18 protein-coding genes and 1 tRNA gene are annotated in these 26,703 nt (G+C 68.4%); 14 read left to right on the top strand and 5 right to left on the bottom strand.

Translation table 11 applies throughout. The features are described 5' to 3' along the window. The 4 genes from ACJH6J_RS17405 to ACJH6J_RS17420 are packed head-to-tail and all read left to right on the top strand — an operon-like array spanning position 1 to position 4,431. Positions 1-1,980 (top strand): acetyl/propionyl/methylcrotonyl-CoA carboxylase subunit alpha, encoded by a 1,980-nt coding sequence (locus ACJH6J_RS17405; protein ID WP_212812371.1) that lies wholly within the window; start codon positions 1-3, stop codon positions 1,978-1,980. Continuing rightward, entirely contained in the window at positions 1,977-3,140 is a 1,164-nt protein-coding gene (locus tag ACJH6J_RS17410; protein WP_073696761.1) for an acyl-CoA dehydrogenase family protein, read from the top strand. Before ACJH6J_RS17405 ends, ACJH6J_RS17410 begins: the two co-directional genes overlap by 4 nt. Then, positions 3,137-3,628, top strand: coding sequence for a MaoC family dehydratase (locus tag ACJH6J_RS17415; RefSeq protein WP_073696760.1), 492 nt, complete (start codon positions 3,137-3,139; stop codon positions 3,626-3,628). The genes ACJH6J_RS17410 and ACJH6J_RS17415 overlap by 4 nt, the downstream gene beginning before the upstream one ends. Next, on the top strand, positions 3,625-4,431 hold the full coding sequence (locus ACJH6J_RS17420) for an HpcH/HpaI aldolase/citrate lyase family protein (RefSeq protein ID WP_406804281.1): 807 nt from the start codon (positions 3,625-3,627) through the stop codon (positions 4,429-4,431). Before ACJH6J_RS17415 ends, ACJH6J_RS17420 begins: the two co-directional genes overlap by 4 nt. Positions 4,432-4,434: 3 nt before the next feature. Here ACJH6J_RS17420 and ACJH6J_RS17425 read toward each other — a convergent pair whose 3' ends face one another. Further along, entirely contained in the window at positions 4,435-5,112 is a 678-nt protein-coding gene (locus tag ACJH6J_RS17425; protein ID WP_406804282.1) for a DNA-binding response regulator, read from the bottom strand. Beyond that, positions 5,087-7,333 (bottom strand): sensor histidine kinase, encoded by a 2,247-nt coding sequence (locus ACJH6J_RS17430; RefSeq protein ID WP_406804283.1) that lies wholly within the window; start codon positions 7,331-7,333, stop codon positions 5,087-5,089. Before ACJH6J_RS17430 ends, ACJH6J_RS17425 begins: the two co-directional genes overlap by 26 nt. Before the next feature lie 476 nt (positions 7,334-7,809). Between ACJH6J_RS17430 and pdhA the strand changes: the two genes are divergently transcribed. The 3 genes from pdhA to ACJH6J_RS17445 are packed head-to-tail and all read left to right on the top strand — an operon-like array spanning position 7,810 to position 11,178. Then, positions 7,810-8,907, top strand: a complete 1,098-nt coding sequence (gene pdhA / locus ACJH6J_RS17435) for a pyruvate dehydrogenase (acetyl-transferring) E1 component subunit alpha (RefSeq protein ID WP_406784729.1) — start codon at positions 7,810-7,812, stop codon at positions 8,905-8,907. A 1-nt stretch (position 8,908) separates the two neighbouring features. Then, a complete protein-coding gene (locus tag ACJH6J_RS17440) occupies positions 8,909-9,964 on the top strand; it encodes an alpha-ketoacid dehydrogenase subunit beta (protein ID WP_406784730.1) in 1,056 nt (351 codons plus the stop codon). Further along, positions 9,961-11,178: a dihydrolipoamide acetyltransferase family protein gene (locus ACJH6J_RS17445; protein WP_406804284.1), complete on the top strand. Its 1,218-nt coding sequence runs from the start codon at positions 9,961-9,963 to the stop codon at positions 11,176-11,178. Before ACJH6J_RS17440 ends, ACJH6J_RS17445 begins: the two co-directional genes overlap by 4 nt. Before the next feature lie 6 nt (positions 11,179-11,184). On the opposite strand, the gene ACJH6J_RS17450 is transcribed toward ACJH6J_RS17445, so the two are convergent. Further along, positions 11,185-11,937, bottom strand: a complete 753-nt coding sequence (locus ACJH6J_RS17450) for an enoyl-CoA hydratase (protein WP_212812363.1) — start codon at positions 11,935-11,937, stop codon at positions 11,185-11,187. Positions 11,938-12,056: 119 nt separating this feature from the next. On the opposite strand from ACJH6J_RS17450, the gene ACJH6J_RS17455 reads away from it, so the two are divergent. After that, positions 12,057-12,722 (top strand): MspA family porin, encoded by a 666-nt coding sequence (locus ACJH6J_RS17455; RefSeq protein ID WP_212812362.1) that lies wholly within the window; start codon positions 12,057-12,059, stop codon positions 12,720-12,722. A gap of 605 nt (positions 12,723-13,327) precedes the next feature. Here the strand turns inward: ACJH6J_RS17455 and ACJH6J_RS17460 are convergent. Both ACJH6J_RS17460 and ACJH6J_RS17465 read right to left on the bottom strand, forming a co-directional pair. Further along, positions 13,328-13,651: a hypothetical protein gene (locus ACJH6J_RS17460; RefSeq protein WP_346414333.1), complete on the bottom strand. Its 324-nt coding sequence runs from the start codon at positions 13,649-13,651 to the stop codon at positions 13,328-13,330. Between the two features lie 19 nt (positions 13,652-13,670). Then, a tRNA-Arg gene (locus tag ACJH6J_RS17465) sits at positions 13,671-13,743 on the bottom strand. Positions 13,744-13,909: 166 nt separating this feature from the next. Here ACJH6J_RS17465 and ACJH6J_RS17470 point away from each other — a divergent pair. The 6 genes from ACJH6J_RS17470 to ACJH6J_RS17495 all read left to right on the top strand — a co-directional run bounded on the left by ACJH6J_RS17470 (position 13,910) and on the right by ACJH6J_RS17495 (position 26,696). Beyond that, positions 13,910-15,391, top strand: a complete 1,482-nt coding sequence (locus ACJH6J_RS17470; RefSeq protein ID WP_346414334.1) for a wax ester/triacylglycerol synthase family O-acyltransferase — start codon at positions 13,910-13,912, stop codon at positions 15,389-15,391. Further along, a complete protein-coding gene (locus ACJH6J_RS17475; protein WP_346414335.1) occupies positions 15,388-16,965 on the top strand; it encodes an HAD-IB family hydrolase/lysophospholipid acyltransferase family protein in 1,578 nt (525 codons plus the stop codon). Before ACJH6J_RS17470 ends, ACJH6J_RS17475 begins: the two co-directional genes overlap by 4 nt. Then, positions 16,962-19,328, top strand: coding sequence for a glycerol-3-phosphate 1-O-acyltransferase (locus ACJH6J_RS17480; RefSeq protein ID WP_346414336.1), 2,367 nt, complete (start codon positions 16,962-16,964; stop codon positions 19,326-19,328). The genes ACJH6J_RS17475 and ACJH6J_RS17480 overlap by 4 nt, the downstream gene beginning before the upstream one ends. 148 nt (positions 19,329-19,476) lie before the next feature. Then, positions 19,477-19,926, top strand: coding sequence for a single-stranded DNA-binding protein (gene ssb, locus ACJH6J_RS17485; RefSeq protein ID WP_346414337.1), 450 nt, complete (start codon positions 19,477-19,479; stop codon positions 19,924-19,926). 181 nt (positions 19,927-20,107) lie between these two features. Further along, the gene (gene ettA, locus ACJH6J_RS17490) at positions 20,108-21,781 is read left to right on the top strand and encodes an energy-dependent translational throttle protein EttA (protein ID WP_212812356.1); all 1,674 of its coding nucleotides are present in this window, start codon (positions 20,108-20,110) and stop codon (positions 21,779-21,781) included. 55 nt (positions 21,782-21,836) lie between these two features. Next, positions 21,837-26,696: an NAD-glutamate dehydrogenase gene (locus tag ACJH6J_RS17495; RefSeq protein WP_406804285.1), complete on the top strand. Its 4,860-nt coding sequence runs from the start codon at positions 21,837-21,839 to the stop codon at positions 26,694-26,696. Positions 26,697-26,703: the final 7 nt, after the last annotated feature.

Raw genomic sequence — 26,703 nt, forward strand, 5'->3', positions numbered from 1 at the left:
ATGAAAACCTTCAATACGGTCCTGGTCGCCAACCGTGGCGAGATCGCGGTCCGCGTCATCCGGACGTTGCGGGCCATGGGGATTCGCTCGGTCGCGGTGTTCAGCGACGCCGACGCCGGTGCCCGGCATGTCCTCGAGGCCGACGTCGCGGTGAACATCGGGCCAGCCCCGGCCCGGCAGAGCTACCTCAGCATCGAGGCCATCGTGAACGCGGCGCGGCGCACCGGCGCACAGGCCGTGCACCCGGGCTACGGATTCCTTTCGGAGAACGCCGAATTCGCCGCCGCCCTGCACGACGCGGGCATCGTCTTCATCGGGCCGCCGGCCAAAGCCATCGGCACCATGGGCGACAAGATCACCGCCAAGGCAGCGGTGTCGGCGTTCGGAGTGCCGGTGGTTCCGGGCATCTCGCGTCCGGGTCTCACCGACGAGGAGCTCATCGCCGGCGCCCCCGAGGTGGGGTTCCCGGTTCTGGTGAAGCCGTCCGCCGGTGGTGGCGGCAAGGGCATGCGCGTCGTGCATGCGGCGGCCGAGTTGCCGGCCGCGCTGGCCTCGGCCCGTCGCGAGGCCGCCTCGGCATTCGGCGACGACACCCTGTTCATCGAACGATTCGTGTTGAACCCCAGGCACATCGAGGTGCAGGTCGTCGCGGACAGCCACGGCAACGTCGTACATCTCGGCGAGCGTGAGTGCAGTCTGCAGCGCCGGCACCAGAAGGTCATCGAAGAGGCGCCGTCGCCCGTACTGGACGAGGCGACGAGGGACCGCATCGGTGCGGCCGCGTGCGACACCGCCCGCAGCGTCGACTACCGCGGCGCCGGCACCGTCGAGTTCATCGTCTCCGCCGACCGGCCCGACGAGTTCTTCTTCATGGAGATGAACACCCGTCTTCAGGTGGAACACCCGGTGACAGAACTGGTCACGGGCATCGACCTCGTCGAACTGCAGGTGCGGGTGGCGGCCGGTGAGGCCCTGCCGATGGCGCAGGACGACATCACGCTGACAGGCCACGCCATCGAGGCCCGCGTGTACGCCGAAGACCCGGCGCACGACTTCCTGCCCACGGGTGGCACCGTGTTGGCACTGGCCGAGCCCGCCGAAGCGCGGGTGGATTCCGGTATCCGGGCCGGTTCGGTGATCGGCAGCGACTACGACCCGATGCTGTCGAAAATCATTGCGTACGGGCCGGATCGGGAGTCGGCGCGACGCGGCCTGGACCGGGCGCTGGCCGATACCGCCGTGCTGGGTGTCGGTACCAACATCGACTTCCTGCGGTTCCTGCTGGCCGACGAGGACGTCATCGCCGGACGCCTCGACACCGGACTGCTGGACCGCCGCACGGGCGACTACGTCGCCGCGCAGGCCGGCGACGACGAGTTCATCGCCGCAGCCGCGTACCGCTGGCTGCACAGCTGGGCGGACGCCGGCGAGCTGTGGGCCACCCCGACGGGCTGGCGGGTCGGCGAGCACGCACCGACCACCATCCGGCTGCGGGCCGGCGACCGGACCGACCACGTCCACCTCACCGGTACTCCCGCAGCCGCCACGGCAAGCATCGAAAACGGCGAACCACGCAGCGTCACAGCATCGTTGGACGGTGACCGGCTGATCGTCACGGTTGACGGCCTGCGCACCGAATACCTGACCGCCGTCGAGGACCACCGGCTGTGGCTGGCCGGAGCCGGCCGCACGACCGTCATCGAGGACGTGCGTGAGGCGCCCGTCCGGGCCGACGACGAACACAGCGGCGACGCCGAGATCGTCAGTCCCATGCCCGGATCCGTCGTGGCCGTGGGCATAGCGGACGGGTCGACGGTGAGTAGTGGTGACGTCGTCGTCACCGTCGAGGCCATGAAGATGGAACACGCGCTGTCGTCGCCGGTCGACGGCACCGTGGAATTACTTGTCGCCGTGGGCGATCAGGTCAAAGTGGGCCAGCCGCTGGCCCGGATTACCGCAGCAACCGAGGAGACCAAATGAGCGACTTCATTTCGACCGGCACCCTGCCGGACCACTACGCCGAACTGGCCAAGACGGTCCGGGAATTCGCGCAGACGGTCGTCGCGCCGGTGGCCGCGCAGCACGACAAGGACCACACCTTCCCGTACAAGGTCATCGACGGGATGGCCGAGATGGGCCTGTTCGGCCTGCCGTTCCCCGAGGAGTACGGCGGCATGGGCGGCGACTACTTCGCCCTCTGCCTGGCGCTGGAAGAACTCGGCAAGGTGGACCAGAGCGTCGCCATCACGCTGGAGGCCGGCGTCGGTCTGGGCGCGATGCCGGTGTACCGCTTCGGCACCGAGGCGCAGAAGCAGGAATGGCTGCCGCAGCTGGCCAGCGGAAAGGCCTTGGGCGCCTTCGGCTTGACCGAGGCCGGTGGCGGCAGCGACGCCGGCGCGACCAAGACCACCGCCAAGCTGGACGGCGACAGCTGGGTGATCAACGGCTCCAAGCAGTTCATCACCAACTCCGGCACCGACATCACCAAGCTGGTGACCGTCACGGCCGTGACCGGCGAACTGCCCGGTGGGCACAAGGAGATCTCGTCGATCCTGGTGCCGGTGCCGACGCCGGGCTTCACCGCCGAGCCCGCCTACGACAAGGTCGGCTGGAACGCCTCGGACACCCATCCGCTGAGCTTCGACGACGTGCGGGTGCCGGTCGAGAACCTGCTCGGCGAGCGCGGCCGCGGCTACGCCAACTTCCTGCGCATCCTCGACGAGGGCCGCATCGCCATCGCCGCGCTGTCGGTCGGTGTGGCGCAGGGTTGTGTCGACGAGTGCGTCAAGTACTCGAAGGAGCGGGAAGCGTTCGGCCGCAAGATCGGTGGCTACCAGGCCATCGCCTTCAAGATCGCCCGGATGGAGGCCCGCGCCCACGTCGCCCGCACCGCCTACTACGACGCCGCGGCGCTGATGCTGGCGGGCAAGCCGTTCAAGAAGGCAGCCTGCATCGCCAAGATGATCGCCAGCGAGGCCGCGATGGACAACGCCCGCGACGCCACCCAGGTGTTCGGTGGCTACGGCTTCATGAACGAGTACCCGGTCGCCCGGCACTACCGCGATTCGAAGATCCTCGAAATCGGTGAGGGCACAACGGAGGTTCAGCTCATGCTGATCGCGCGTGAGGCCGGGCTGTGACCGAGAAGCGGGTCATCGAGCAGCGCGGGCTCTGGTACGAGGAGTTCCAGCCGGGCGTCATCTACCAGCACCGGCCCGGCCGCACCATCACCGAGGCCGACAACGTCCTGTTCACCACGCTGACCATGAACACGCAGGCGCTGCACCTGGACGCCGCGTTCTCCGATGCGCTGCCGCCGTTCCATGCACGGCTGGTGAATTCGATGTTCACGCTGTCGACGCTCGTCGGCCTGTCGGTCGCTCAGCTGACCCAGGGCACGATCGTCGGGAACCTCGGTTTCTCCGACATCGCGTTCCCCAGGCCGCTCTTCCACGGTGACACGCTGTACGCCGAGTCCGAGGTGATCGAGAAGCGCGAGTCCAAGAGCCGGCCGGGGGAGGGCATCGTCACGTTCGCCCACACCGGTCGCAACCAGCACGGCGACATCGTCGCCACGGCGACACGCAAGACCATGGTCCGTAAGCGCCCCGCGGAGCAGCCGTCATGAGCCTGACCGCCCCGGGACCCGGCTGGCTGTTCTGCCCCGCGGACCGTCCTGAGCGGTTCGAAAAGGCCGCCGCCGCAGCAGATGTGGTGATCCTCGACCTGGAGGACGGCTGCGCCGCGAAGGATCGGCCGGCGGCTCGCCAGGCGCTCATCGACACCCCGCTGGACCCGGCGCGGACGGTGGTGCGTTTGAACCCGTCGGACACCGCCGATCACCCGCTCGATCTGGAGGCCCTGGCGAAGACGCCGTACACCACGGTGATGCTCGCCAAAACCGAGTCGGCCGAACAGGTTCGGGCGCTCGCGCCGCTCGACGTCGTGGTGCTGGTGGAGACGCCGCGCGGTGCGCTCGCCGTCACCGAGACCGCCCGCGTCGAGAACACTTACGCCGTCATGTGGGGCGCCGAGGACCTGTTCGCGGTGCTGGGCGGTACCGCGAACCGCTGGCCCGACGACAGCTACCGCGATGTGGCCAAGCACGTCCGGTCGCAATCGCTCTTGGCCGCCAAGGCTTTCGGCAAGCTCGCGCTGGACTCGGTCTACCTCGACATCAAGAACCTGGACGGCCTGCGGGCCGAGGTCGACGACGCCGTGGCCGTCGGTTTCGACGCCAAGGTGGCCATCCACCCGACGCAGGTCGCGGTCATCCGGAACGGCTACGCGCCGACCGAGAAGGAGATCGCCTGGGCGCGTGCGGTACTCGATGCCGCGACCCGCGAGCGCGGCGTGTTCCAGTACGACGGCCTGATGGTCGACATGCCGGTGCTGCGCCGCGCCGAACGCATCGTCGCCCTGGCGCCGTAGGAGCTACAGGTCCTCGACGCTGAGGATGCCGTCTTGCACGGCACGGGCGACCAGTTGGGCCTTGGTGGCCGCCGGGCGCCCCGCGGCGGCGTACTTGGCGCGAACGCGTTGCAGGTGGGTCCGGACGGTGGTCGGCGCGAGGTGCAGGCGCTTGGCGACGATGTCCTTGCTCTCGGTCTGAAACCAGGCCTTGAGCACTTCACGTTCGCGCTTGGTGAGCCCGGGCCGGCCGGAGTCGGTGTCCGAGCAGATGGCCGCGGTCATGCGGGGACCGACGTACGGCTCGTGGGTGCTGGCCGCGCGGATGGCCTCGATGAGGTGGCCCTGGCCTTCGCTCTTGGCCAGATAGGTGACCACCCCGATGGCCAGGCAACGCAGGATCACCTCGGAGTTCTCGAGGTGCGAGTAGACGATCACCGCGTGTCCCGCGTCCACGATGGCGGCGACCGCATCGAAATCGGGCTGGCGACTGCGCAGTTCGAGATCCAGGATGACCGCGGCCAGCTGGTGGTCGGCCTTGGGGTAGACCGCCAGGAACGACTCGGCGTCGAGATGGTCGGATGCGACGCGGATGGGTGGGTCGGCCTGGGCGCACCATGCCGAGACGCCGGTGTGGATGACGTCGTGGTCATCGACAACGGCGATGGCCAGAGGCTCAGATGGGTTGGCCGGCGCGGACATGATCGGTCGGTCTTTCTGGGAGTGGGTGGCGCACGGTGATCCACACCGTGTCATCGAGGGTGGTCAGGTCGAATTCATCTTCGTCGTCGACACTGGATTTCGTCGGCAAATCGGCGTGCTCAGCCCGCTGACACATGACGCTGAGTTCGACTGCCGCCGTTTCGGCGGCGACGGTGATGCGGGCCGGCGAGGCGGCTGCGTGGAGAATTTGGTCGATGAGCCGGGCCAACCGCCGGGCAGTGGGGACATCCATGGCCGGCAGTGTGCCCTGGACGTCCACGGAAACGGCCAGGCCGCGATTCTGGGCGGCGTCGATGCGTGGGCGCAGTTCGCGAAGCAGTACGTGCTCGAAGCTCGAGGACTGGTCGAAAAGGGTACGCAGCCGCTGGTATTCGAGTTGTGCGCGGCGCCGTGTCTCGGCATCGACCGGTTCTCCGTCGGCAAGGGTCGACAGCAGCGGCTGGATGGTGGCGGCGAGGTCCGCGTAGCGGCGGTCGTATTCCTCCTGCACGGCGTCGGCGATGTGTGCTGCCGCAGTCAGGCGCATGTGACTTTCGGTCTCGGCGGAAGCGGCTGCGGCAGAACGCCGGATCATGTCGGCGACGACCAGAGCACACAGTTGGGCGACGAGGACACTCGCCGTGTCGTATCCGAGGTCGACGACGGTGTGGACCGACGGATTCCGAATGATCGCGTAGACGGCGGGGACGACCCAGCACCACACCAGGACACCAACGGCGTAGCGCAGCTGGACACTGAGCAGCAGCGGCAGCACACACCAGCCGATCGCGCCTTGTGCCCACTGCAGCCGGGGGTCGAGGTCTTTGATCGGCATCGAGATCGACTGCACCAGCGCAACAACGACGAGGATCATGATGCCGAAACGTGCCCGCGGATAGGCCCGGCCCATGACCCGGGGGATCGCGGACAGCGTCGCCGCCGTCGTCACGACGATGAGGGACCACTGCAGATACGGGTATGCCGCGAACTTCAGGGATGAGGGCACGGTCACCAGCAGGTTGGCCAGGCCGTAGGCAACCAGTGCCAGTCCGTAGCCCATGTGTGCCCGCTCGATGAGCCGCTCCGGGTCCGGCGCTGGGTCGGCACTGGCCGGTATTGATGTGGGCCAACGCAATTCGACCGTGGTGCCCTGCCCGGGCTGCGTGATGATCTCCGCGACACCGCCGAGCTGCTGCATGCGGGCGATGATCGAGTCTGCGATGCCGTGCCCCCGCGTCGGCCGGGTCAGATCGAATCCATGCCCGTCGTCGGCGATCTGGATCCGGCCGAGATGCACGGTGATGGTGACCGCCGTGGCGCCGGAATGCCGGTCGATGTTGGTCAGAGCTTCGCGCGCGGCGGCCGCGATGGTCGCCGCCGTCGCGCCGTCCACCCACATCGCGGTCACCCCGGCATAACTCACGGGCGTCGTGGTGTGGGTAGCGTGATCACGCAGGGCGGCAACGAGATCGGCCGGCGGCGCGGGCGTGTGCGATGTCTCGGTGAACACGCGGAGGTCGCGCTGTGCCTGGGCGGCGACGCGCTCGGGTGACAAGGCGGTGCCGGTACCCACCATCAGCAGGGTCGAGGCGACGGTGTCATGGAGCAGCCGCATCTGCTCGCGGTCGTAGTCGCGCACGGCGGCGTTGACCTTCTGGCGGAGCTCGACAGCGAGCCGCTCGGCGCGGGCGACGTCGACCCTTTCGGCCACGTGCACCGTCAAGAAGCGGATCAGCGTCGATGCCACCCACAACAATGCGAAGTAGTAGACGTTGACCCATTGGTCGCTGTCGTGGATACCGCCGACCGACGCCGCGCCGGCGGCGAGCGCGGCAACGACGCCCGCGGTCATCGCCGTGTTCAGCAGCGGTTCGAACACCGTGAAGCTCGCGATGGCCGTACCGGCGATCGCGATCGGCGCGCAGGTCGACGGGCACGCCCGGTCGTCGGCAGCCGCGACAGGCAGGACCAGGCAGGCGGCGAGCGTGACGACGTAGTCGATCGCGAGGATGCGGGGCGTTGCGGAGCGGGTCAGCAACCGGTACAGCGACCAGGCGCCGGCCAGACCGGCGAACGCGACGCCGGCCAGGCTGATGCGCGGCGCCGAGACCAGCACCACGACGTACACCACCAATGCCCCGCCGTGCCGCATGAACAGGCTGACCCGCATCGCGTGCTGGAGGAAGTTGCGGCGTGCCGCGCCTGTGCCGGTGTCAAACATGATGGGACTGCCGTACGTATGCGGTCAGGGTGCGGGCGCGGCTGACGCTCGGGCGACGTTGGGGCCGGCGCGGTTCGGACGTCTCATCGGTTTCTCGCTTCTGGCACTGCCACGTTGATGATGCGATGGTTGTAGCACGCGGCAACGACAGACTCCGGGCCGATTCGCGTGTCACCAGCGCAAATGACAACGAATTCATACGTTCGGGCTACAAGTTGGCCGTATTGCCGCCGGCCCGACCGGCCGCTGCGACACGTCTTCAGTCTGTTACCTGCGATAACCGCGGCCGGATGGCCTTCGGGCGCATAATGGCGGTGATGCCCCAGCACTGCGGCGAGCAGAGCGGATCATCCGACTGGTGCCACACCCCGGCATCGGCCGGCGACCCTCACCACCTGAGGGGTTGCCCTGGTCGCCACCGCGCTGAGCTTCTCGCGGACTGACGGCCGAACATGCCGTCACCGAAAGGAGGCGGTATGGCTGACGTGACGGTCCCTGGCCTGGACAACCGGGTGGACCTCGAGCCCGTGCAACTCGTCGCGCCCGACGGCGCGCCCACCTCCGACGCGCGATATCGCCGCGACCTGCCGCCCGAGACGCTGGGCTGGCTGTACGAGGAGATGGTCGTCACCCGCGACCTCGACGTCGAATTCGTCAATCTGCAGCGACAGGGTGAACTCGCGCTGTTCGCCTCGTGCCGCGGACAGGAAGCCGCACAGGTGGGCGCCGCGGCCTGTCTGCGCAAGACCGACTGGCTGTTCCCGCAGTACCGGGAACTCGGCGCCCTGCTGGTCCGCGGCATCACCCCCGCCCAGATCAGCGCGGTGTGGCGGGGCCGCTGGCACGGCGGCCTGGGCTTCACCGAAAAACACTGCGCGCCACTGTCGATCGACATCGGCTCGCACGGCCTGCACGCGGTCGGCGCGGCGATGGCGGCGCAGCGGCTCGGTGAGGACTCGGTGACGGTGGCGTTCATCGGCGACGGCGGCACCTCCGAAGGCGACATGCACGAAGCACTCAACTTCGCGGCCGTCACGTCGGCGCCCTGCGTGTTCTTCGTGCAGAACAACCAGTGGGCCATCTCGGTGCCGGTGCACCGGCAGCAGGCGGGACCGTCGATCGCGCACCGCGCCATCGGCTACGGCATGCCCGGCATCCGGGTCGACGGCAACGACGTGCTGGCCTGCTACGCGGTGATGTCCGAGGCGGCGCAGCGTGCCCGCGCGGGCGACGGGCCGACGCTGATCGAGGCCGTCACGTACCGGATGGGGCCGCACACCACCTCCGATGATCCGACCCGCTACCGCGACCCCGACGAGCTGAAGCACTGGGAGGCACGCGATCCGATCACGCGCTACCGGACGTACCTGGAGCGGGTCGGGGTGTGGACGCCCCGGCTGCACCAGCACGTCGAGAACCGCTCCCGGCGGCTGCGCGCCGAACTGCGCGAGGCGGTGCTGACGGCACCGGACTTCGACGTCGCGGACCTGTTCGACAACGTCTACGCCGACATCACACCCGAACTGGCCCGGCAGCGCGACGCGTTGCTGGCCGAATTGGATTGGGAGGGTTGACATGACGCAGCTCATCGAGCGGCCGTCGTGGTCCGGTGACGCCGAGCCCGACGAGCCGGGGCGGCCGGCGGGGGAAATCGCCACGATCACCACATTGTCGATGGTGCAGGCCATCAACCGCGCGCTCCGTGACGCCATGGCCGCCGACGATCGCGTGCTGGTGTTCGGTGAGGACGTTGCACAGTTGGGTGGGGTGTTCCGCGTCACCGACGGGCTGCACGAAACCTTCGGCGAAACAAGGTGTTTCGACACGCCGCTGGCGGAGTCCGCCATCGTCGGCATCGCGATCGGCATGGCGATCCGGGGCCTGGTGCCGGTACCGGAGATCCAGTTCGACGGGTTCGCGGCCCCGGCGTTCGACCAGATCGTCAGCCACCTTGCGAAGTACCGGATGCGTACCCATGGCGATGTCGACATGCCGGTGACCATCCGCATCCCGTCGTTCGGCGGTATCGGTGCGGTGGAACACCATTCGGAGTCGACCGAGTCGTACTGGCTGCACACCGCCGGGCTGAAGGTCGTCATCCCGTCGACGCCGTCGGACGCCTACTGGCTGCTGCGCGAGGCCATCTCGTCCCGCGACCCGGTGATCTTCCTGGAGCCCAAACGCCGGTACTGGACCAAGGGTGAGCTGGACACCAGTCGGCCGGCGCCACCCATCGGGCAGGCCGCGGTGCGGCGCACCGGGCGCGACGTCACCGTCATCACCTACGGTTCGCTCGTCGACACCGCATTGGCCGCAGCGGATCTCGCCGACGGCCATGACCTGGAGGTCATCGACCTGCGGTCGCTGAACCCGCTCGACTTCGACACCATCGCGGCATCGATCCGCAAGACCGGACGCGCGGTGATCATGCACGAGGGGCCGCGCACCCTGGGGTTCGGCGCCGAACTGGCTGCCCGGATCTCCGAAGAACTCTTCTATGACCTGGAGGCACCCGTGTTGCGCGCCACCGGATTCGACACGCCGTATCCGCCGGCCCGGCTGGAGAAACTGTGGCTGCCCGGTGTCGACCGGCTGCTGGACTGCGTGCACAAGGCGATGAGCCAGCCATGACCGCGACACACGACTTCCTGGTCCCCGACCTGGGTGAGGGATTGGAAGACGCCACCATCACGTCGTGGGCCGTGGCGGTGGGGGACACCGTCGAACTCAATCAGGTGTTGTGCACCGTCGAGACCAACAAGGCGGCGGTGGAGATCCCCAGCCCGTACGCCGGCGTGGTGACCGAACTCGGTGGGGCCGAAGGGCAGACGCTCGCGGTGGGCGCCGTGCTGGTCCGCATCGCCACCGACGCGCCGGCGGCCGCAGAGCCCGCCGAGCCGAAAGCCGAGCAGCCGAAAACCGAAGTGCCGAAGGCCGAGGAGCCGAAAGCTACTTCGCCACAACGCAAACCCGTGCTCGTGGGCTACGGCGCGGACGCCGATCTCGATACCACCCGCCGCCGGCCCCGGGCCAAGCCGCGGGTGCGCAAGCTGGCGGCCGACCTGAACGTCGACCTGACCGGGGTGGCGCCGTCGGGCCCGAACGGCATCGTCACGCGCCAGGACGTGCTGGCCTCGGCGCACCAGACCGGCGACACCGACTTCGTTCCCGTCAGCGGCGTGCAGGCCGAGATGGCGCGCCGGATGGCGATGTCACGCAAGGAGATACCGGACGCGCACGCATCGGTTCAGGTCGACTGCACCGAGTTGCTGCGGGTTCGCGACACCCTGGCCGGTGCCGATGCCACCGTCACACCGTTCGTGCTGACGCTGCGGCTGCTGACCATCGCGCTGCGGCACCACCGCGAGTTCAACGCCACCTGGGTGCCGGCCGAACACGGCGCGAGCGTGCACCTTCACGAGTCGGTGCACCTCGGCATCGGTGTCGCGACATCGCGTGGGCTGCTGGTGCCGGTGGTCCGGGACGCCGAGCGACTCTCCACCCGCGACCTGGCCTGGGCGGTGGACGGACTGATCCGTTCCGCTCGCGACGGCACGCTGAAACCCGTTGAACTGCATGGCTCGACGTTCACCGTGTCGAACTTCGGCGCGCTGGGTCTGGACGAAGGCGTCCCCGTCATCAACTATCCGGAGGCGGCGATCCTCGGCATGGGGACACTCAAACCGCGGGCCGTCGTGCGCGACGGCGAGGTGGTGGCGCGACCGACCATGACGCTCACGTGCGCCTTCGACCATCGGATCGCCGACGGCGCCGGGGCGGCCGCCTTCCTCGGCGAATTGCGGGCGCTCATCGAGGCGCCCGAACTCGCGCTCCTCGACGCCTAGAGCTGATCAGCGCTGCTTGGCGGCAGCCAGGCGGGCGGCGAATTCCGGTGACTCGATCGACGCCGCCTGCGGGACGATCTCGATGTCGACCGCCTTCGCGTGCTGCTCGTGGTCCAGGACGCCGGGATGGTCCGTCGCGCGCATCGAGGCCTTGGTCGCCAGCACCACCTCACGCGGCGCCGCCGCCGGACCGGCGGCCAACGCCAACGCCGCGGCGACGGGATCGTCGGCGACCTCGAGCGCCAGGCCGTGCCGCAATGCGGCGTCGGCGTCGAACTTCATGCCGAACAACAGCGCCGCCCGCGCCGCCTGCGGACCGATGGCCCGCTGCAGCATCCAGGTCGCGCCGCCGCCCGGGTGAATCCCGAGCTTCTGGAACCGTGGGTCGAAGACCGCCCCGGGCCCGGCGATCCGGACATCGGCGGCGAGCGCGAGGTTGAGCCCGGCACCGACGGCCGGGCCGTTCACCGCGGCGATGGTCGGCAGCGTGCAGTCGGCCACCGCGAGGAAGCCGTCGTAGATGACCCGCAGGCCGTTGACCGTCGCGGCGCCGAGCGCGGTCAGGTCGGCGCCGGCGCAGAACGCCTTCCCGGCGCCGGTCACGACCACGGCGTGCACGCCATGGTCGGCCTCAGCGGCGTTGATCGCGGCCCGCAGGCCGGCGGACATCTCCGCGGTCACCGCATTGCGGCGGTCGGGATCGTTGACCGTGATGAGCGCGACGCGGTCGATGACCTGCGTCAGTACGAGATCGGACACCGCCTCAGCCTATGGCTTGTGTTTCGACTCACGTGAGTCAAAACCTTTACCCACGGCTGTATCTGCGAAACAACTGTGTGATTCCTTTGGCTATGCAGGTTGAGAGGCGTACGGAGTTCATGTTGAAGCGTTTTGCTGTGGTTGCTGCTGTGGGCATGGTGCTCCCGTTCGGGGCAGCGACCGCTGCGTACGCCGACCCTGCGCCTGTCGGTGACGAGGGCCCGCCGCCGGACACCGGTGTGGTGGCGTCGGAAGAACCGGCGACGGTCACGACGCCCGACGGCTGGGTGCTCACCGTCGTTGCCAAGAACGAGACCGAACTGCCCGTCGCACCGCTCACCACCGCGGTCAGCTCGCGTGAATACCTGGTGGGCGGCACATTCACCGGGACCGTGACCGGCAAGGGCAAGACCACCCTCAACGGTGGCACGCTGGAGGCCGGCTACCAGATCGGTTGCGGTATCGAGCTGGGCCAGGTGCGTCTGGTCGGGTCGATCGGTATCGCCACCTCCGGGTCGACCCTGGCCGGCCTGCTGCCCACCGGCGTGAGCGTCCCGATGTCGGGCACCGTGGAGATCCACCCGAAGCCGGGCACGGTGACCCAGGTGCCGGTCGACAAGAAGTCCTTCAAGTCGGCGCCGGTGCGCATCACGCTCAAGGACACCCACGTCAAGGTCGACGGTTGCGTCGGTCAGTCGTTCCTGCGGTCGTACGCGGTGCTGACCAGCTCCACCTCGGACACCGACGACATCGTCGCCTACTACGGCGTCACGAAGTCCGTCTGACCCGAGCCGCACGCCGTTCCGGCGCGCAGAGCACCCCCGACCGGGCACAATGCCCGGGTCCGTAGAAGGGGGAGCATGAGCGACGACGCCGAATCGCCGGCCATGCGGCAGCGCGTCGAAGACCGCTACCGGCAGCTGGCCGAGCTGCGTCAGCTGCGGCCCATTGTCGCCGTCGTGAACCGCTTCACCGAGATCGACGGCGGCACGCTGGGCACCGTGGTGTCGGTGCAGTTGTTCACCACGGTCATCCCGCTGGCGATCATCGGCTTCAGCTATCTCACCGGGTTCGCCGACAGCGCGAGCCCCGGCGTCGTGGTGAGTCGGCAGCTCGGTCTGGCGTCGCCGCTGACCGATCATGTCCGAGCCGCCTTCGGCCGCGCGTCGGGTCTGCGGTCCAACTGGACGTTCTTCGGCGTCGCGAGCTTCCTGGTGTGGGGCATCCCGATGTCGATGACCATTGCCGGCATCTTTGCCAAGGCCTGGCGCCGCGAACCGTTCGGCTGGGGCGGCAAGCTGTGGCGCGGCGTGACGTGGTTCGTCCTGTATCTGACGATGATCGGGGTCCGGGAACGGATCGCGTTCGGTGCCGAGCACCACGGGTGGAGTCAGATTCTGCTCTTCGCCGTGTCGCTGATCCCGGTCTGGATCTTCTGGACGATCACCCCGGCGCTCCTCGTGCGCGACGGCGGCCGCGCCTGGCGTGCGCTGCTGCTCGCGGGGTTGGCGGGCGTCGTCATCGAGGGCACCATCCTGCCGCTGGCCGCCCGGATGATCTTCCCGCCGCTGCTACGCGGGTGGGACGACTTCGGGCCGATCGGCGTGGCGATGGCGCTGCTCACGTGGTGCGGCATCAGTGGCGCCGGCTGGGTCGTCACGGCGTGCGTCGGGGCGGTGCTGTGGGAGCGGACGGCGCCGTCGCGCACGGTCATCGAGGCCGAGACGGGTGAGCGCCCCCGACAGGACTCGAACCTGCAACCTACGGAGTAGAAATCCGCTGCGCTATCCATTGCGCCACGGGGGCACGTAAACGATACGCAACCGCGCAGATGTGAAGGCAACGCACTCGCCGTAGCCCGATGACGCCTCTGCACAGTGGCCATGGCAACAGCCGTATTGCCCGCACCCTCCCCGGCGGCGGACTAGCGTTAGGGTCCAGCGCTGGGCAACGACGGAGGAGAGCGACAGCCATGAGCGACGTGCCGGACTTTGACACGGCCGGGTTGCCCGAAGAGTTGAGTGCGGTTGATCAGTTGATGCATCGCGGGGAGGCCAATCCGCGCACCCGGTCCGGCATCATGGGCGTCGAGCTGCTGGACGTCACCCCGGACTGGGAGCGGTACCGCGCGGGGTTCGAGCAGGCGTCCCGCAAGGCCATCCGCCTGCGGCAGAAGGTCGTGATGCCGAGCCTGCCGACGGCGGCGGCGCGCTGGGTCGTCGACCCCGACTTCAATCTGGATTTCCACGTGCGGCGCGTGCGTGCCCCCGGCGCGGGAACGCTGCGTGAGGTCTTCGACTTCGCCGAGCTGGCGCTGCAGTCGCCGCTCGACATCTCGCGTCCGCTGTGGACGGCCACGTTGGTCGAAGGGCTGGCCGGCGGTGGCGCCGCGAACATCGTGCACATGAGCCACGCCGTCACCGACGGTGTGGGCAGCATGGAGATGTTCGCGAACCTCTACGACCTCGAGCGCGATCCCGCGCCGCGGCCGTCGGCGCCGTTGCCGATCCCCGAAGACCTGTCGCCGAACGACCTTGCGCGCCAGGGTATCAACGCGTTACCGAAGGGCATCGCCAACAACGTGCTCGACGTGACGCGCGGCGCGGCCGGGCTGCTCGGGCGCATGATGCGCGACCCGGCCGACGCGGTCGGCGGGGTGGTCGACTACGTCCGGTCGAGCCGGCGGGTGATGACGCCCGCGGCGCCACCGTCGCCGGTGCTGCGCCGCCGCGGTCTGGCGTCGCGCAGCGAGGCGATCGACATCAAATTCAGTGATCTGCACAAGGCGTCCAAGGCCGCCGAGGGCTCCATCAACGACGCCTATCTCGCCGCGCTGTGCGGCGCGCTGCGCCGCTACCACGAGGCCAAGGGCATCCCGGTGGCGACGCTGCCGATGGCGGTGCCGGTGAACGTGCGCTCCGACTCGGACCCCGCGGGTGGCAACAGGTTTGCGGGGGTGAACATCGCCGCGCCCATCGGCGTCGTCGACCCGCGCAAGCGCATCCAGAAGGTGCGCGCCCAGATGACCCGCAAGCGCGAGGAGCGCGCCATCGAGGTGGTGGGTGTCGTCGCGCCGTTGCTGAACCTGGTGCCGGACCCGCTGCTGGAGTCCATGGCCGGCTCGGTGGTCAATTCCGATGTGCAGGCCAGCAACGTGCCCGGCCCGCCGATGGACACCTACATCGCCGGCGCAAAGGTGCTGCGGCACTACGGAATCGGGCCCCTGCCCGGTGTCGCGATGATGGCGGTGCTCATCTCGCGCAGCGGCTGGGTCACCATCAGCACCCGCTACGACCGGGCATCGATCAACGATCCCGAGCTGTGGGCCCGCTGCCTGCTCGACGGATTCAACGAGGTGCTGGCCCTCGGTGGGGACGGCCGGGCCGTTCCGGCGTCGTTCGCGCTGTCGGACGAACAGGCCGAGCCGGCAGTGAACGGGGGTGCCGCACAATGAGTTCGGACGACGACTACGCGGGCGAGTTCCGCAACGCCCGGCTGCCGGGCTCGGTGGCGGAGATTCTGGCCAGCCCCGAGGGGCCGGAGGTTGGCGCGTTCTTCGACATGGACGGCACCCTGGTCGCCGGGTTCACCGGCGTGATCATGACGCAGGACCGGTTGCGCCGCCGCCAGATGGGCGTCGGTGAGTTCATCGGCATGGTGCAGGCCGCGGTGAACCATCAACTGGGACGCGCCGAGTTCGAGGACCTGATCGGCCGCGGCGCGCGGATGCTGAACGGCAATTCGCTCAGTGACCTCGACGAGCTGGGCGAGCGGCTGTTCATCCAGCACATCAAGAAGCGGATCTATCCCGAGATGCGCGAGCTCGTCCGCGCGCACCAGGCGCGCGGGCACACCGTCGTGCTGAGCTCGTCGGCGCTGACGGTCCAGGTGGAACCGGTGGCGAACTTCCTGGGCATCAAGAACGTGCTGTGCAACAAGTTCGAGACGGACGAGAACGGACTCATCACCGGTGAGGTGGTCCGGCCGGTGCTGTGGGGGCCCGGAAAGGCCAACGCCGCACAGCATTTCGCGGCGAACAACGGTGTCGACCTGGCGAAGAGCTACTTCTATGCCGACGGCGACGAAGATGTCGCCCTGATGTACCTGGTCGGCAATCCGCGGCCCACCAATCCGGCGGCGAAACTGGAATCGGTTGCGGCCAAGCGTGGTTGGCCGGTGCTGAAGTTCTCCAGCCGCAGTGGCAGCAGCCCCATCGCGCAGCTGCGGACCTTCGCCGGTATCGCGTCGCTGGCGCCGGTCGCCGCCGGTGCGCTCGGGCTCGGGCTGTTGACCGGCAGTCGGCGCACGGGCGTCAACTTCTTCACGTCGGCATGGAGCAAGGCGTTGATGGCGACCCTGGGCATCGACCTGAACGTGCTCGGCGCGGAGAACCTGCGGGCGCAACGGCCCGCGGTGTTCATCTTCAACCACCGCAACCAGGCCGACCCGATGATCGCCGGCGCACTGGTGAGCGACAACTTCACCTCGGTGGGCAAGAAGGAGCTGGAGAGCAACCCGATCATGGGCACCATCGGCAAGGTGATGGACGCCGCGTTCATCGACCGCGATGATCCCGCCTCGGCCATCGAGAGCCTGCACAAGATGGAAGAGCTTGCCCGCAAGGGCCTGTCGATCCTGATCGCACCCGAGGGCACCCGCCTGGACACCACCGAGGTCGGCGAGTTCAAGAAGGGCCCGTTCCGGATGGCCATGGCCGCGGGTATCCCCGTCGTGCCGATCGTGATCCGCAACGCGGAGGTGATCGCCGCGCGCGATTCGTCGACCTTCCACGCGGGCAAGGTCGATGTCGTCGTGTACCCGCCGATCTCGGTCGAGGACTGGACCCTGGACGACCTGTCGGAGCGCATCGCGGAGGTGCGTCAGCTCTATCTCGACACCCTCCGAAAATGGCCGCACGACAAGGTGCCCGACGCCGCGCTGTACCACCGGACCGCGGCGCCGGTCGAACCTGATGAGTCGCCCGACGACAGCGGCGACGCGCCGCGCAGCGCCAAGGGCCGACGGTGAAGCACACCGCGGACGACCTCGCCAGCTTCGACCCGACGGACGACGCGCTGGTGCTGACCGCGGTCGGCTCGGCTGCCGAGTGGGACCTGCTCAACGACTGGCTGGCGCACCAACGTAAGCAGCACCCGGATACCCGCCTCGAGGTGCTCCGGTTGCCGACCGAGGGCGAGCCCTCGCCCGGCACGCTGGCCCGCCTGGTGGAACTGCTCGGCGCCGACGAAAGCCGGTCGGTGGTGCCCGTCCGGGTGTTCTGGGTGCCCGCCGGGCTGCCGACGCGCTCCAAGATCGTGGGGTTGATCTCCGGCCGCGACCGGTATCGGCCGCCGGAGCTGCTGCAGCGCCGCATCCTGCGCAAGGACCCGCTGCGGGCCCGGGTGGTGGCCGGTGAGCCCGCCACGGTGGGGCAGTTGCGGCAGCAGTGGAAAGACACCACGACCGCCGAAAACCCCAGGGAATTCGCCCGTTTCGTGCTGCGCCGGGCCCAGCTCGCCATCGAGCGGGTGGAGCTGCGGCTGCTGGGGCCCGAGTACAAGTCACCGCGGCTGGTCAAGCCCGAGGTGCTGGCGTCGGCGCGATTCCGGGAGGGCCTGGAGAAAATCCCCGGCGCGACGGTCGAGAAGGCCGGCGAGATGCTCGACGAGCTCTCGACGGGCTGGAGCCGGTTCTCCGTCGACTTCATCCCGAAGATCGGGCGCGCCATCTTCAGTCGCGGTTTCGACCCCAACGTGGACTACGACCGCGAGCAGGTCGAGGCCATGCGGCACGCGCTCGAGCTGCACCCCGCCGTCCTGCTCTTCTCGCACCGGTCCTACCTCGACGGCGTGATCGTGCCGGTGGCAATGCAGGAGAACCGCCTGCCACCGGTGCACACGTTCGCCGGCATCAACCTGGCCTTCGGCCTGATGGGGCCGATCTTCCGGCACTCCGGCGTCATCTTCATCCGGCGCAACATCGCCGGCGACCCGCTCTACAAGTACGTGCTCAAGGAGTACGTCGGGTACATCGTGGAGAAGCGCTTCAACCTCAACTGGTCCATCGAGGGCACCCGCTCCCGGACCGGAAAGATGTTGCCGCCCAAGCTCGGTCTGCTCGCCTACGTCGCCGACGCGTACTTCGACGGCCGCAGCGAGGACATCCTGCTGCAGCCCGTCTCCATCAGCTTCGACCAGCTGCACGAGACGGCCGAGTACGCCGCGTACGCCCGCGGCGGCGAGAAGACCCCCGAAGGCCTGAGCTGGCTCTACCACTACATCAAGGCACAGGGCGACCGGAACTTCGGCAAGATCTACGTGCGGTTCCCCAAAGCGGTGTCGATGCGCGAACAGCTGGGGCCACCGGACGGTGAGATCGCCAACGACCCGGCGGCCAAACGCCTTGCGCTGCAGAAGATGGCGTTCGAAGTGGCCTGGCGCATCCTGCGGGCGACCCCGATCAACGCCACGGCGCTCGTGTCGGCGCTGCTGCTGACCACCCGCGGCCTGGCACTGACGCTGGACCAGCTGCACCACACCCTGCAGGACGCGCTGGACTACCTTGAGCGCAAACAGATTCCGATGACCAACTCGGTCCTGCGGCTGCGTACCCCCGAGGGGGTCCGGGCCGCGCTCGACGCGATGTCCGGCGGGCATCCGGTGACGGCGGTCGACAGTGGCCGGCAGCCGGTCTGGTACATCGCGCCGCAGGACGAACACGAGGCCGCGTTCTACCGCAACACGACCATCGACGCGTTCCTGGAAACCGCCATCGTCGAGTTGGCCATGGCACATGCGGCCAAGGCGGAATCCGATCCGGTGGAGGCCTTCTGGTCGCAGGTGATGCGGTTGCGCGACCTGCTCAAGTTCGAGTTCTACTTCGCCGACTCGGCATCCTTCCGCGAGCACATCGTGGAGGAGATGTCGTGGCAGGCGAATTGCGAGCAGCAGTTGGCCGAGGGCGGCGAGGCCATCTACGCGATGCTGCGGGCCAAGCGCCCGATCATCGCCGGCGCGATGCTGCGGCCGTTCCTGGAGGCCTACGAGCTGGTCGCCGACGTCTTGCGGGGTACGCCGCCCGACATCAGTGAGAAGGACCTGACGAAGCGGGCCCTCGGCGTCGGCCGGCAGTACGTCGCACAGGGCCGGATTCGCAGCAACGAGTCGGTGTCGGCGCTGCTGTTCACGACGGCACGGCAGGTGGTCGCCGACCAGAAGCTGCTCGAGGCGGCGCCTGATCTGGAAGAGCGGCGCACGGCGTTCCTCGCCGAACTGCGGGCGATCCTCGCGGACCTGGCGACCGTCGACTCGATCGGCTGGATCAAGTTCGACGTCCGGGAGCTGCAGCGGCGCAAGGCCAAGAAGGCCATCGACGTCATCGAGGCCGAGTAACCCCATCCCGGGTTATCCACAGTTCGCGATTCATCCACAACCGGCGCCGCTCTGGGAGCGGCGCCGGTTCTTTTGTCGGTGCCTGACGGGGCAATGGACGCACAGGCCGACGAGAACGCCGGCAACACCGAAATGGATGGAGAAGCACATGTTCGAGACACCGATCACCGTGGTCGGCAACGTCGTCACCGACGTGGTCGCGCGCCGGGCCGGGGAGAGCAACGTCGCCACGTTCCGGATGGCGAGCAATTCGCGGAAGAAGACCGAGGACGGCTGGGAGCCCGGCAACTCGCTGTACGTCACCGTCAACTGCTGGGGCCGGGTGGCCGACGGGGTGGCGGGCCGGCTGTTCAAGGGCGACCCGGTGGTGGTCGTCGGTCACATCTTCACCAACGAGTACCTGGACAAAGAGGGCAACCGGCGGTCGTCGATGGAGGTCAAGGCGACGTCTGTCGGTCCGGACATGGGCCGGTGCCAGGTCAAGATCGATCCCCGGCGGCCGAACCCGATCGAGCAGGAGCCATCGCAGGCGGAGCCCGAGGCCGGCCCCGAGTCGCCCGAACCCGAGAATTCCGGCGCGCTGGTGCTGTCGGCATAGGGGAAATGCCGGGGCGCCTCACGAGGCCCGTCGCGGGGCGCCCCGACCGCGCCATCGGGCGATTTGGCGGCTTGCCTAGGATGGTCAGCGAGTTTTCGCGGGGCCGCGCCACTTCCAGTGTGCAGGGGCTCGCGCTACGAGAACGCTTCGACGAACAGCCAACGAAAGGCATGACGACGGCATGGCCGAATTCATCTACACGATGCGCAAGGTCCGCAAGGCGCACGGCGACAAGGTCATCCTCGACGACGTCACCCTGAACTTCCTGCCCGGCGCGAAGATCGGTGTCGTCGGCCCCAACGGCGCCGGTAAGTCCAGCGTCCTGAAGATCATGGCCGGCATCGACAAGCCCAACAACGGCGACGCCTTCCTGGCACCCGGGGCCACCGTCGGCATCCTCATGCAGGAGCCCGAACTCGACGAGACCAAGACGGTGCGGGAGAACGTCGAGGCCGGTGTCGCGGTCAAGGCCAAGCTCAACCGGTACAACGAGGTCGCCGAGCTGATGGCCACCGACTACACCGACGAGCTCATGGAGGAGATGGGCAAGCTCCAGGAGGAGCTCGACGCCGCCGACGCGTGGGACATCGACTCGCAGCTGGAGCAGGCCATGGACGCGCTGCGCTGCCCGCCGCCGGACGAGCCCGTCACCCACCTGTCCGGTGGTGAGCGCCGCCGTGTCGCGCTGTGCAAGCTGCTGCTGAGCAAGCCCGACCTGCTGCTGCTCGACGAGCCCACCAACCACCTGGACGCCGAGAGCGTGCTGTGGCTGGAGCAGCACCTCGCCGACTACAAGGGCGCCATCCTCGCCGTCACCCACGACCGGTACTTCCTGGACAACGTCGCCGAGTGGATTCTCGAGCTCGACCGCGGCCGCGCCTACCCGTACGAGGGCAACTACTCGACGTACCTGGAGAAGAAGGCCGAGCGTCTCGAGGTTCAGGGCAAGAAGGACCAGAAGCTGCAGAAGCGCCTCAAGGACGAGCTGGCCTGGGTGCGTTCGGGCGCCAAGGCCCGCCAGGCCAAGAACAAGGCGCGCCTCGGACGCTACGAGGAGATGGTCGCCGAGGCCGAGAAGACGCGGAAGCTCGACTTCGAGGAAATCCAGATTCCGACGCCGCCGCGTCTGGGCAATGTCGTGGTGGAGGTCGACAACCTGAAGAAGGGTTTCGACGATCGCGTCCTGATCGAGAACCTGTCCTTCACCCTGCCGCGTAACGGCATCGTCGGCGTCATCGGCCCGAACGGTGTCGGTAAGTCGACGCTCTTCAAGACCATCGTCGGTCTGGAGCAGCCGGACGCCGGCACCGTGAAGGTCGGCGAGACGGTCAAGCTGTCGTACGTCGACCAGAGCCGCGCGGGCATCGACCCGAAGAAGACGGTTTGGGAGGTCGTCTCCGACAAGCTCGACTACATCGAGGTCGGCCAGAACGAGATTCCGTCGCGGGCCTACGTGTCGGCGTTCGGCTTCAAGGGACCCGATCAGCAGAAGCCGGCCGGTGTGCTCTCCGGTGGTGAGCGCAACCGCCTGAACCTGGCGCTGACCCTCAAAGAGGGCGGCAACCTGATCCTGCTCGACGAGCCGACCAACGACCTGGACGTGGAAACGCTGTCTTCGCTGGAGAACGCGCTCGAGCAGTTCCCCGGTTGCGCCGTGGTCATCAGCCACGACCGCTGGTTCCTCGACCGCACCTGCACCCACATCCTCGCGTGGGAAGGTGACGACGAGGACGAGGCCAAATGGTTCTGGTTCGAGGGCAACTTCGGTGCCTATGAAGAGAACAAAGTGGAACGACTTGGAATCGAAGCGGCGCGTCCGCACAGAGTGACCCACCGCAAGCTGACTCGCGACTAACGTCGCACGTACGTGCCGATTGCGGCACGACGGCGCGACGTCAGGAGCAAGTCGGATGACGGAAAATCGGGGCGGACTCAGCGGCACGACGCGGTCCGCCGGTGCGGACGGCAACGCTGGTCTCGCACGGGCATATCTGCTGACCTACCGCGGCCCCAGCGATGGTTCGCCGGCCGACGGTGGGGTCACCGCCCCGATCGACGTCGCGATGGCGACCCGCGTGTCCCCGGAGTTGCTGGCGGCGCACTATCGCCTCGGTCATCGCCGGTCGACGGGGGAGACCCTCGTCGCGATCTACTCCGCCGACGATCCCGGTCGCTTCGGCCCGGCGCTGCAGATCGTCACCGATCACAGCGCGCTGCTGATGGATTCGGTGATGGTGCTGCTGCATCGCATCGGTGTCGCCTACACCGCGATCATGAGTCCCGAGTTCCGGGTGCGGCGTGATGCGGCGGGCGAGGTCGTCGCGATGGGTCCGGCGGGTGACCCCAGCGCCCCGGCCGACGGCGTCGACGAGACCTGGATCCATGTGCAGCTGGCGACCATGGGTGACGGCAAGGCCGTCGCCGAGGCCGCGGCTGTGCTGCCGCACGCCCTGACCGACACGCGGGCGGTGGAACTCGATACGCCGGCGATGAACGCCGCGCTCGTGGGGTTGGCCAACGCGCTCGACGCCGACCACAACGGCCGGTTCCCCGGCTACGACCGGCGTGACGTGGCGGCCCTGCTGCGCTGGCTGGCCGACGGGCACTTCGTCCTGCTGGGCTACCAGCAGTGCACCGTGGAGGACGGGCAGGCGCAGGTGGACCCGGCGACCCGGCTCGGCGTGGCCAAGCTGCGCACCGACGTGCTGCCGCCGCTCGCGGGCGACGACGAACTGCTGGCGGTGGCCCAGGCCACCATGCCGAGTTACCTGCGCTACGGCGCCTACCCGTACATCGTGGTGGTCCGCGAGAGCGCGGGGCCGAACGGTCCGGCGCGTGAGCACCGCTTCATCGGTCAGTTCACCGTGACCGCGGGTAACGCCAATGTGCTTGAGATTCCCTTGATCTCACGTCGCGTCAACGAGGCATTGGCCTTGTCCCAGGGAGATCCGAGCCGGCCCGGGCAGCTGATGCTCGACATCATCCAGACCATTCCGCGCTCGGAGCTGTTCTCCCTGACCGCGCGCGACCTCGTCGCGATGGGCAAGTCCGTCATCGACCTGGGTTCGCGGCGGCGCGCGCTGCTGTTCCTGCGCGCCGACAAGCTGGCCCACTTCGTGTCGTGCCTGGTGTACCTGCCGCGCGACCGCTACACCACCGACGTCCGGCTGGCCATGCAGGACATCCTGGTGCGCGAACTCGGCGGCGAGAGCATCGAGTACACCGCCCGGGTCAGTGAATCGCCTTGGGCCGTCGTACATTTCACCGTCCGGCTGGGCGAGTCCGCGAGCCCCGCGACCATCGACACGTCGACCGCCAACGAAACCCGTATCCAGGGTCTGCTGACCGAGGCCGCCCGTACCTGGGGCGACCGCCTGATCGGGGCGGTCACGCCCGGCACCATCACCCGCGCCGAGGCCGAGCACTACGCGGTGGCGTTCCCCGAGGTCTACAAGCAGGCGTTCACGCCGGCCGGTGCCATCGAGGGCATCAGCATCATCGATCAGCTGCAGGACGACAGCGTCAAACTGGTGCTGGACTATCCCGAAGCCGGGCCCGACGACGACGGCACCGCCCAACTCACGTGGTATCTGGCCGGCCGGTCGGCCTCGCTGAGTGAGCTGCTGCCGATGCTGCAGTCGATGGGCGTGGTGGTGCTGGAGGAGCAGCCGTTCAACGTCGTGCGCGCCGACGGCATGCCGGTGTGGATCTACCAGTTCAAGATTTCCCGGCACCACTCCACCGTCGACGCCCCGGAAGCCGAGCGCGAAGTCATCGCCACCCGCTTCGCCGACGCGGTCACCGCCATCTGGCAGGGCAAGGTGGAGATCGACCGGTTCAACGAGCTGGTGCTGAGCGCGGGACTGACCTGGCAGCAGGTGACGATCCTGCGGGCCTACGCGAAATACCTGCGGCAGGCCGGTTTTCCGTACAGCCAGTCCCACATCGAGACGGTGTTGCGGGACAACCCGGCCACTGCGAAGTCGCTCGTCGAACTCTTCGAGGCGGTGTTCGACCCGACCGGGGCCGACGCCGCGGATCGCGCCCAAACGGCCGCGGCCGCCGTTGCCGCGGACATCGACGCCCTCGTGAGCCTCGACACCGACCGCGTGCTGCGGGCCTTCGCGGCGCTCGTGCAGGCCACCCTCCGCACCAACTACTACGTGACGGCGCCCGGCTCGGCGCGGCAGCGAAACGCGTTGTCGTTCAAGCTCAACCCGCAGCTCATCGACGAATTGCCGCTGCCCAGGCCCAAATACGAGATCTTCGTGTACTCGCCGCGGGTCGAAGGCGTGCACCTGCGGTTCGGCAACGTGGCGCGCGGCGGCCTGCGCTGGTCGGACCGGCGGGAGGACTTCCGCACCGAAATCCTGGGCCTGGTCAAGGCACAGGCGGTGAAGAACGCCGTCATCGTGCCCGTCGGTGCCAAGGGTGGCTTCGTGCTGAAGTCGCCGCCCGCCCCCACCGGTGACGCGGCTGCCGATCGCGATGCCCTGCGCAACGAAGGCGTCGCCTGCTACCGGCTGTTCATCGCCGGCCTGCTCGACGTCACCGACAACGTCGAGACGGCCACCGGCGCTGTCGTGCCGCCGCCGCAGGTGGTGCGCCGCGACGGCGACGACGCCTACCTGGTGGTCGCCGCCGACAAGGGCACCGCGACGTTCTCCGACATCGCCAACGATGTCGCCAAGTCATACGGCTTCTGGCTCGGCGACGCGTTCGCCTCCGGTGGTTCGGTGGGTTATGACCACAAGGCGATGGGCATCACCGCCAAGGGCGCGTGGGAGTCGGTCAAACGGCACTTCCGCGAGATCGGGCACGACACCCAGACGCAGGACTTCACCGTCGTCGGCGTCGGCGACATGAGCGGCGACGTGTTCGGCAACGGCATGTTGCTGTCCAAGCACATTCGCCTCGTGGCGGCCTTCGACCACCGGCACATCTTCCTGGACCCGAACCCCGATGCGGCCCGCTCGTGGATCGAACGCGACCGGATGTTCAAACTGCCCCGGTCGAGCTGGGACGACTACGACAAATCGCTCATCAGCGAGGGCGGTGGCGTCTACAGCCGCGACCAGAAGTCCATCACGATCAGCCCGCAGGTGCGCGCGGCGCTGGGTCTGGCCGCCGACGTCACCGAGCTGACCCCGCCGGCGCTGATGAAGTCGATCCTGCTGGCGCCGGTCGACCTGTTCTGGAACGGCGGTATCGGCACCTACATCAAGGCCGAGACCGAGTCGGACGCCGACGTCGGTGACCGCGCCAACGACGCCATCCGGGTCAACGGAAATCAGGTGCGTGCCAAGGTGGTCGGCGAGGGCGGCAACCTCGGTGTGACGCAGCGCGGCCGCATCGAGTTCGATCTGGCCGGCGGCCACATCAACACCGACGCCATGGACAACTCGGCGGGCGTGGACTGCTCCGACCACGAGGTCAACATCAAGATTCTGGTCGACGCACTGGTGACCTCGGGCAAGGTCGCGGCCGCCGAGCGCACCGACCTGCTGATGTCGATGACCGACGAGGTGGGCCGGCTTGTGCTGGCCGACAACATCTCTCAGAACGACCTGATGGGCACCAGCCGCGCCAACGCCGCCAGCCTGCTGCCGGTGCACGCCGCCCAGATTCGCAATCTGGCCGCCGAACGCGGCCTGAATCGCGAGCTGGAGGCGCTGCCGTCGGACAAGGAGATCCGCCGGCGGATGGAGACCGGGCTGGGGCTGACCTCGCCGGAGCTGGCCACCCTGATGGCGCACGTGAAGCTGGCGCTCAAAGAGGACGTGCTGAACAGTGATCTGCCCGACCAGGAAGTGTTCGCCGGACGACTGCCGGACTACTTCCCGGAGGAGCTGCGGGACCGGTTCGCCGCGGATATCCGGTCGCACCAGCTGCGCCGGGAGATCATCACCACGATGCTGTTGAACGACCTCGTCGACACCGCGGGCATCACCTACGCGTACCGCGTCGCCGAAGACGTCGGCGTGGGGCCGGTCGACGCGGTCCGCAGCTATGTCGCGGTGGACAAGATCTTCCGGGTCGGCGAGGTGTGGCGGAACATCCGGGCGGCCGGCCTGGCAGGTGTCCCGGTGGATGTCACCGACCGCATGACGCTGGACCTGCGTCGCCTCATCGACCGGGCCGGGCGCTGGCTGCTGAACTACCGGCCCCAGCCGCTGGCGGTGGGCGCCGAGGCCAACCGGTTCGCGGCGAAGGTGACCGAGCTCACCCCGCAGATGGCGCAGTGGCTGCGTGGCGACGACAAGGCCATCGCCGAGACCGATGCGGCGCAGTTCGTGGCCGCCGGTGTCTCGCCGGACCTGGCGTACATGGTGGCCACCGGTCTGTACCAGTACAGCCTGCTGGACGTCATCGACATCGCCGACATCGCCGAGCGTGAGCCCGCCGAGGTCGCGGACACGTACTTCGCGCTGACGGACAACCTGGGCATCGACAACCTGCTCACCGCGGTCTCCGAACTCAGTCGCAATGACCGCTGGCATTCGTTGGCGCGCTTGGCGATTCGGGACGACATCTACGGGTCCATCCGGTCGTTGTGCATCGACGTGATGGCGGTCGGCGAGGTCGACGAGACCGGCGAGCAGAAGATCCACGAGTGGGCGTCGACCAACAGTTCCCGGGTGATGCGGGCCCGGCGGACGCTGACCGAGATCCTGGGTGACGAGGTGCGTGACCTGGCGACCCTGTCGGTGGCCGCGCGGCAACTGCGGAGCATGACCACGAGAACGACGGGAACGGGCAATCAGGGATGATGGGCGG

This window comes from Mycobacterium sp. SMC-18 (genome assembly GCF_045310895.1).
Taxonomy (GTDB): Bacteria; Actinomycetota; Actinomycetes; order Mycobacteriales; family Mycobacteriaceae; genus Mycobacterium.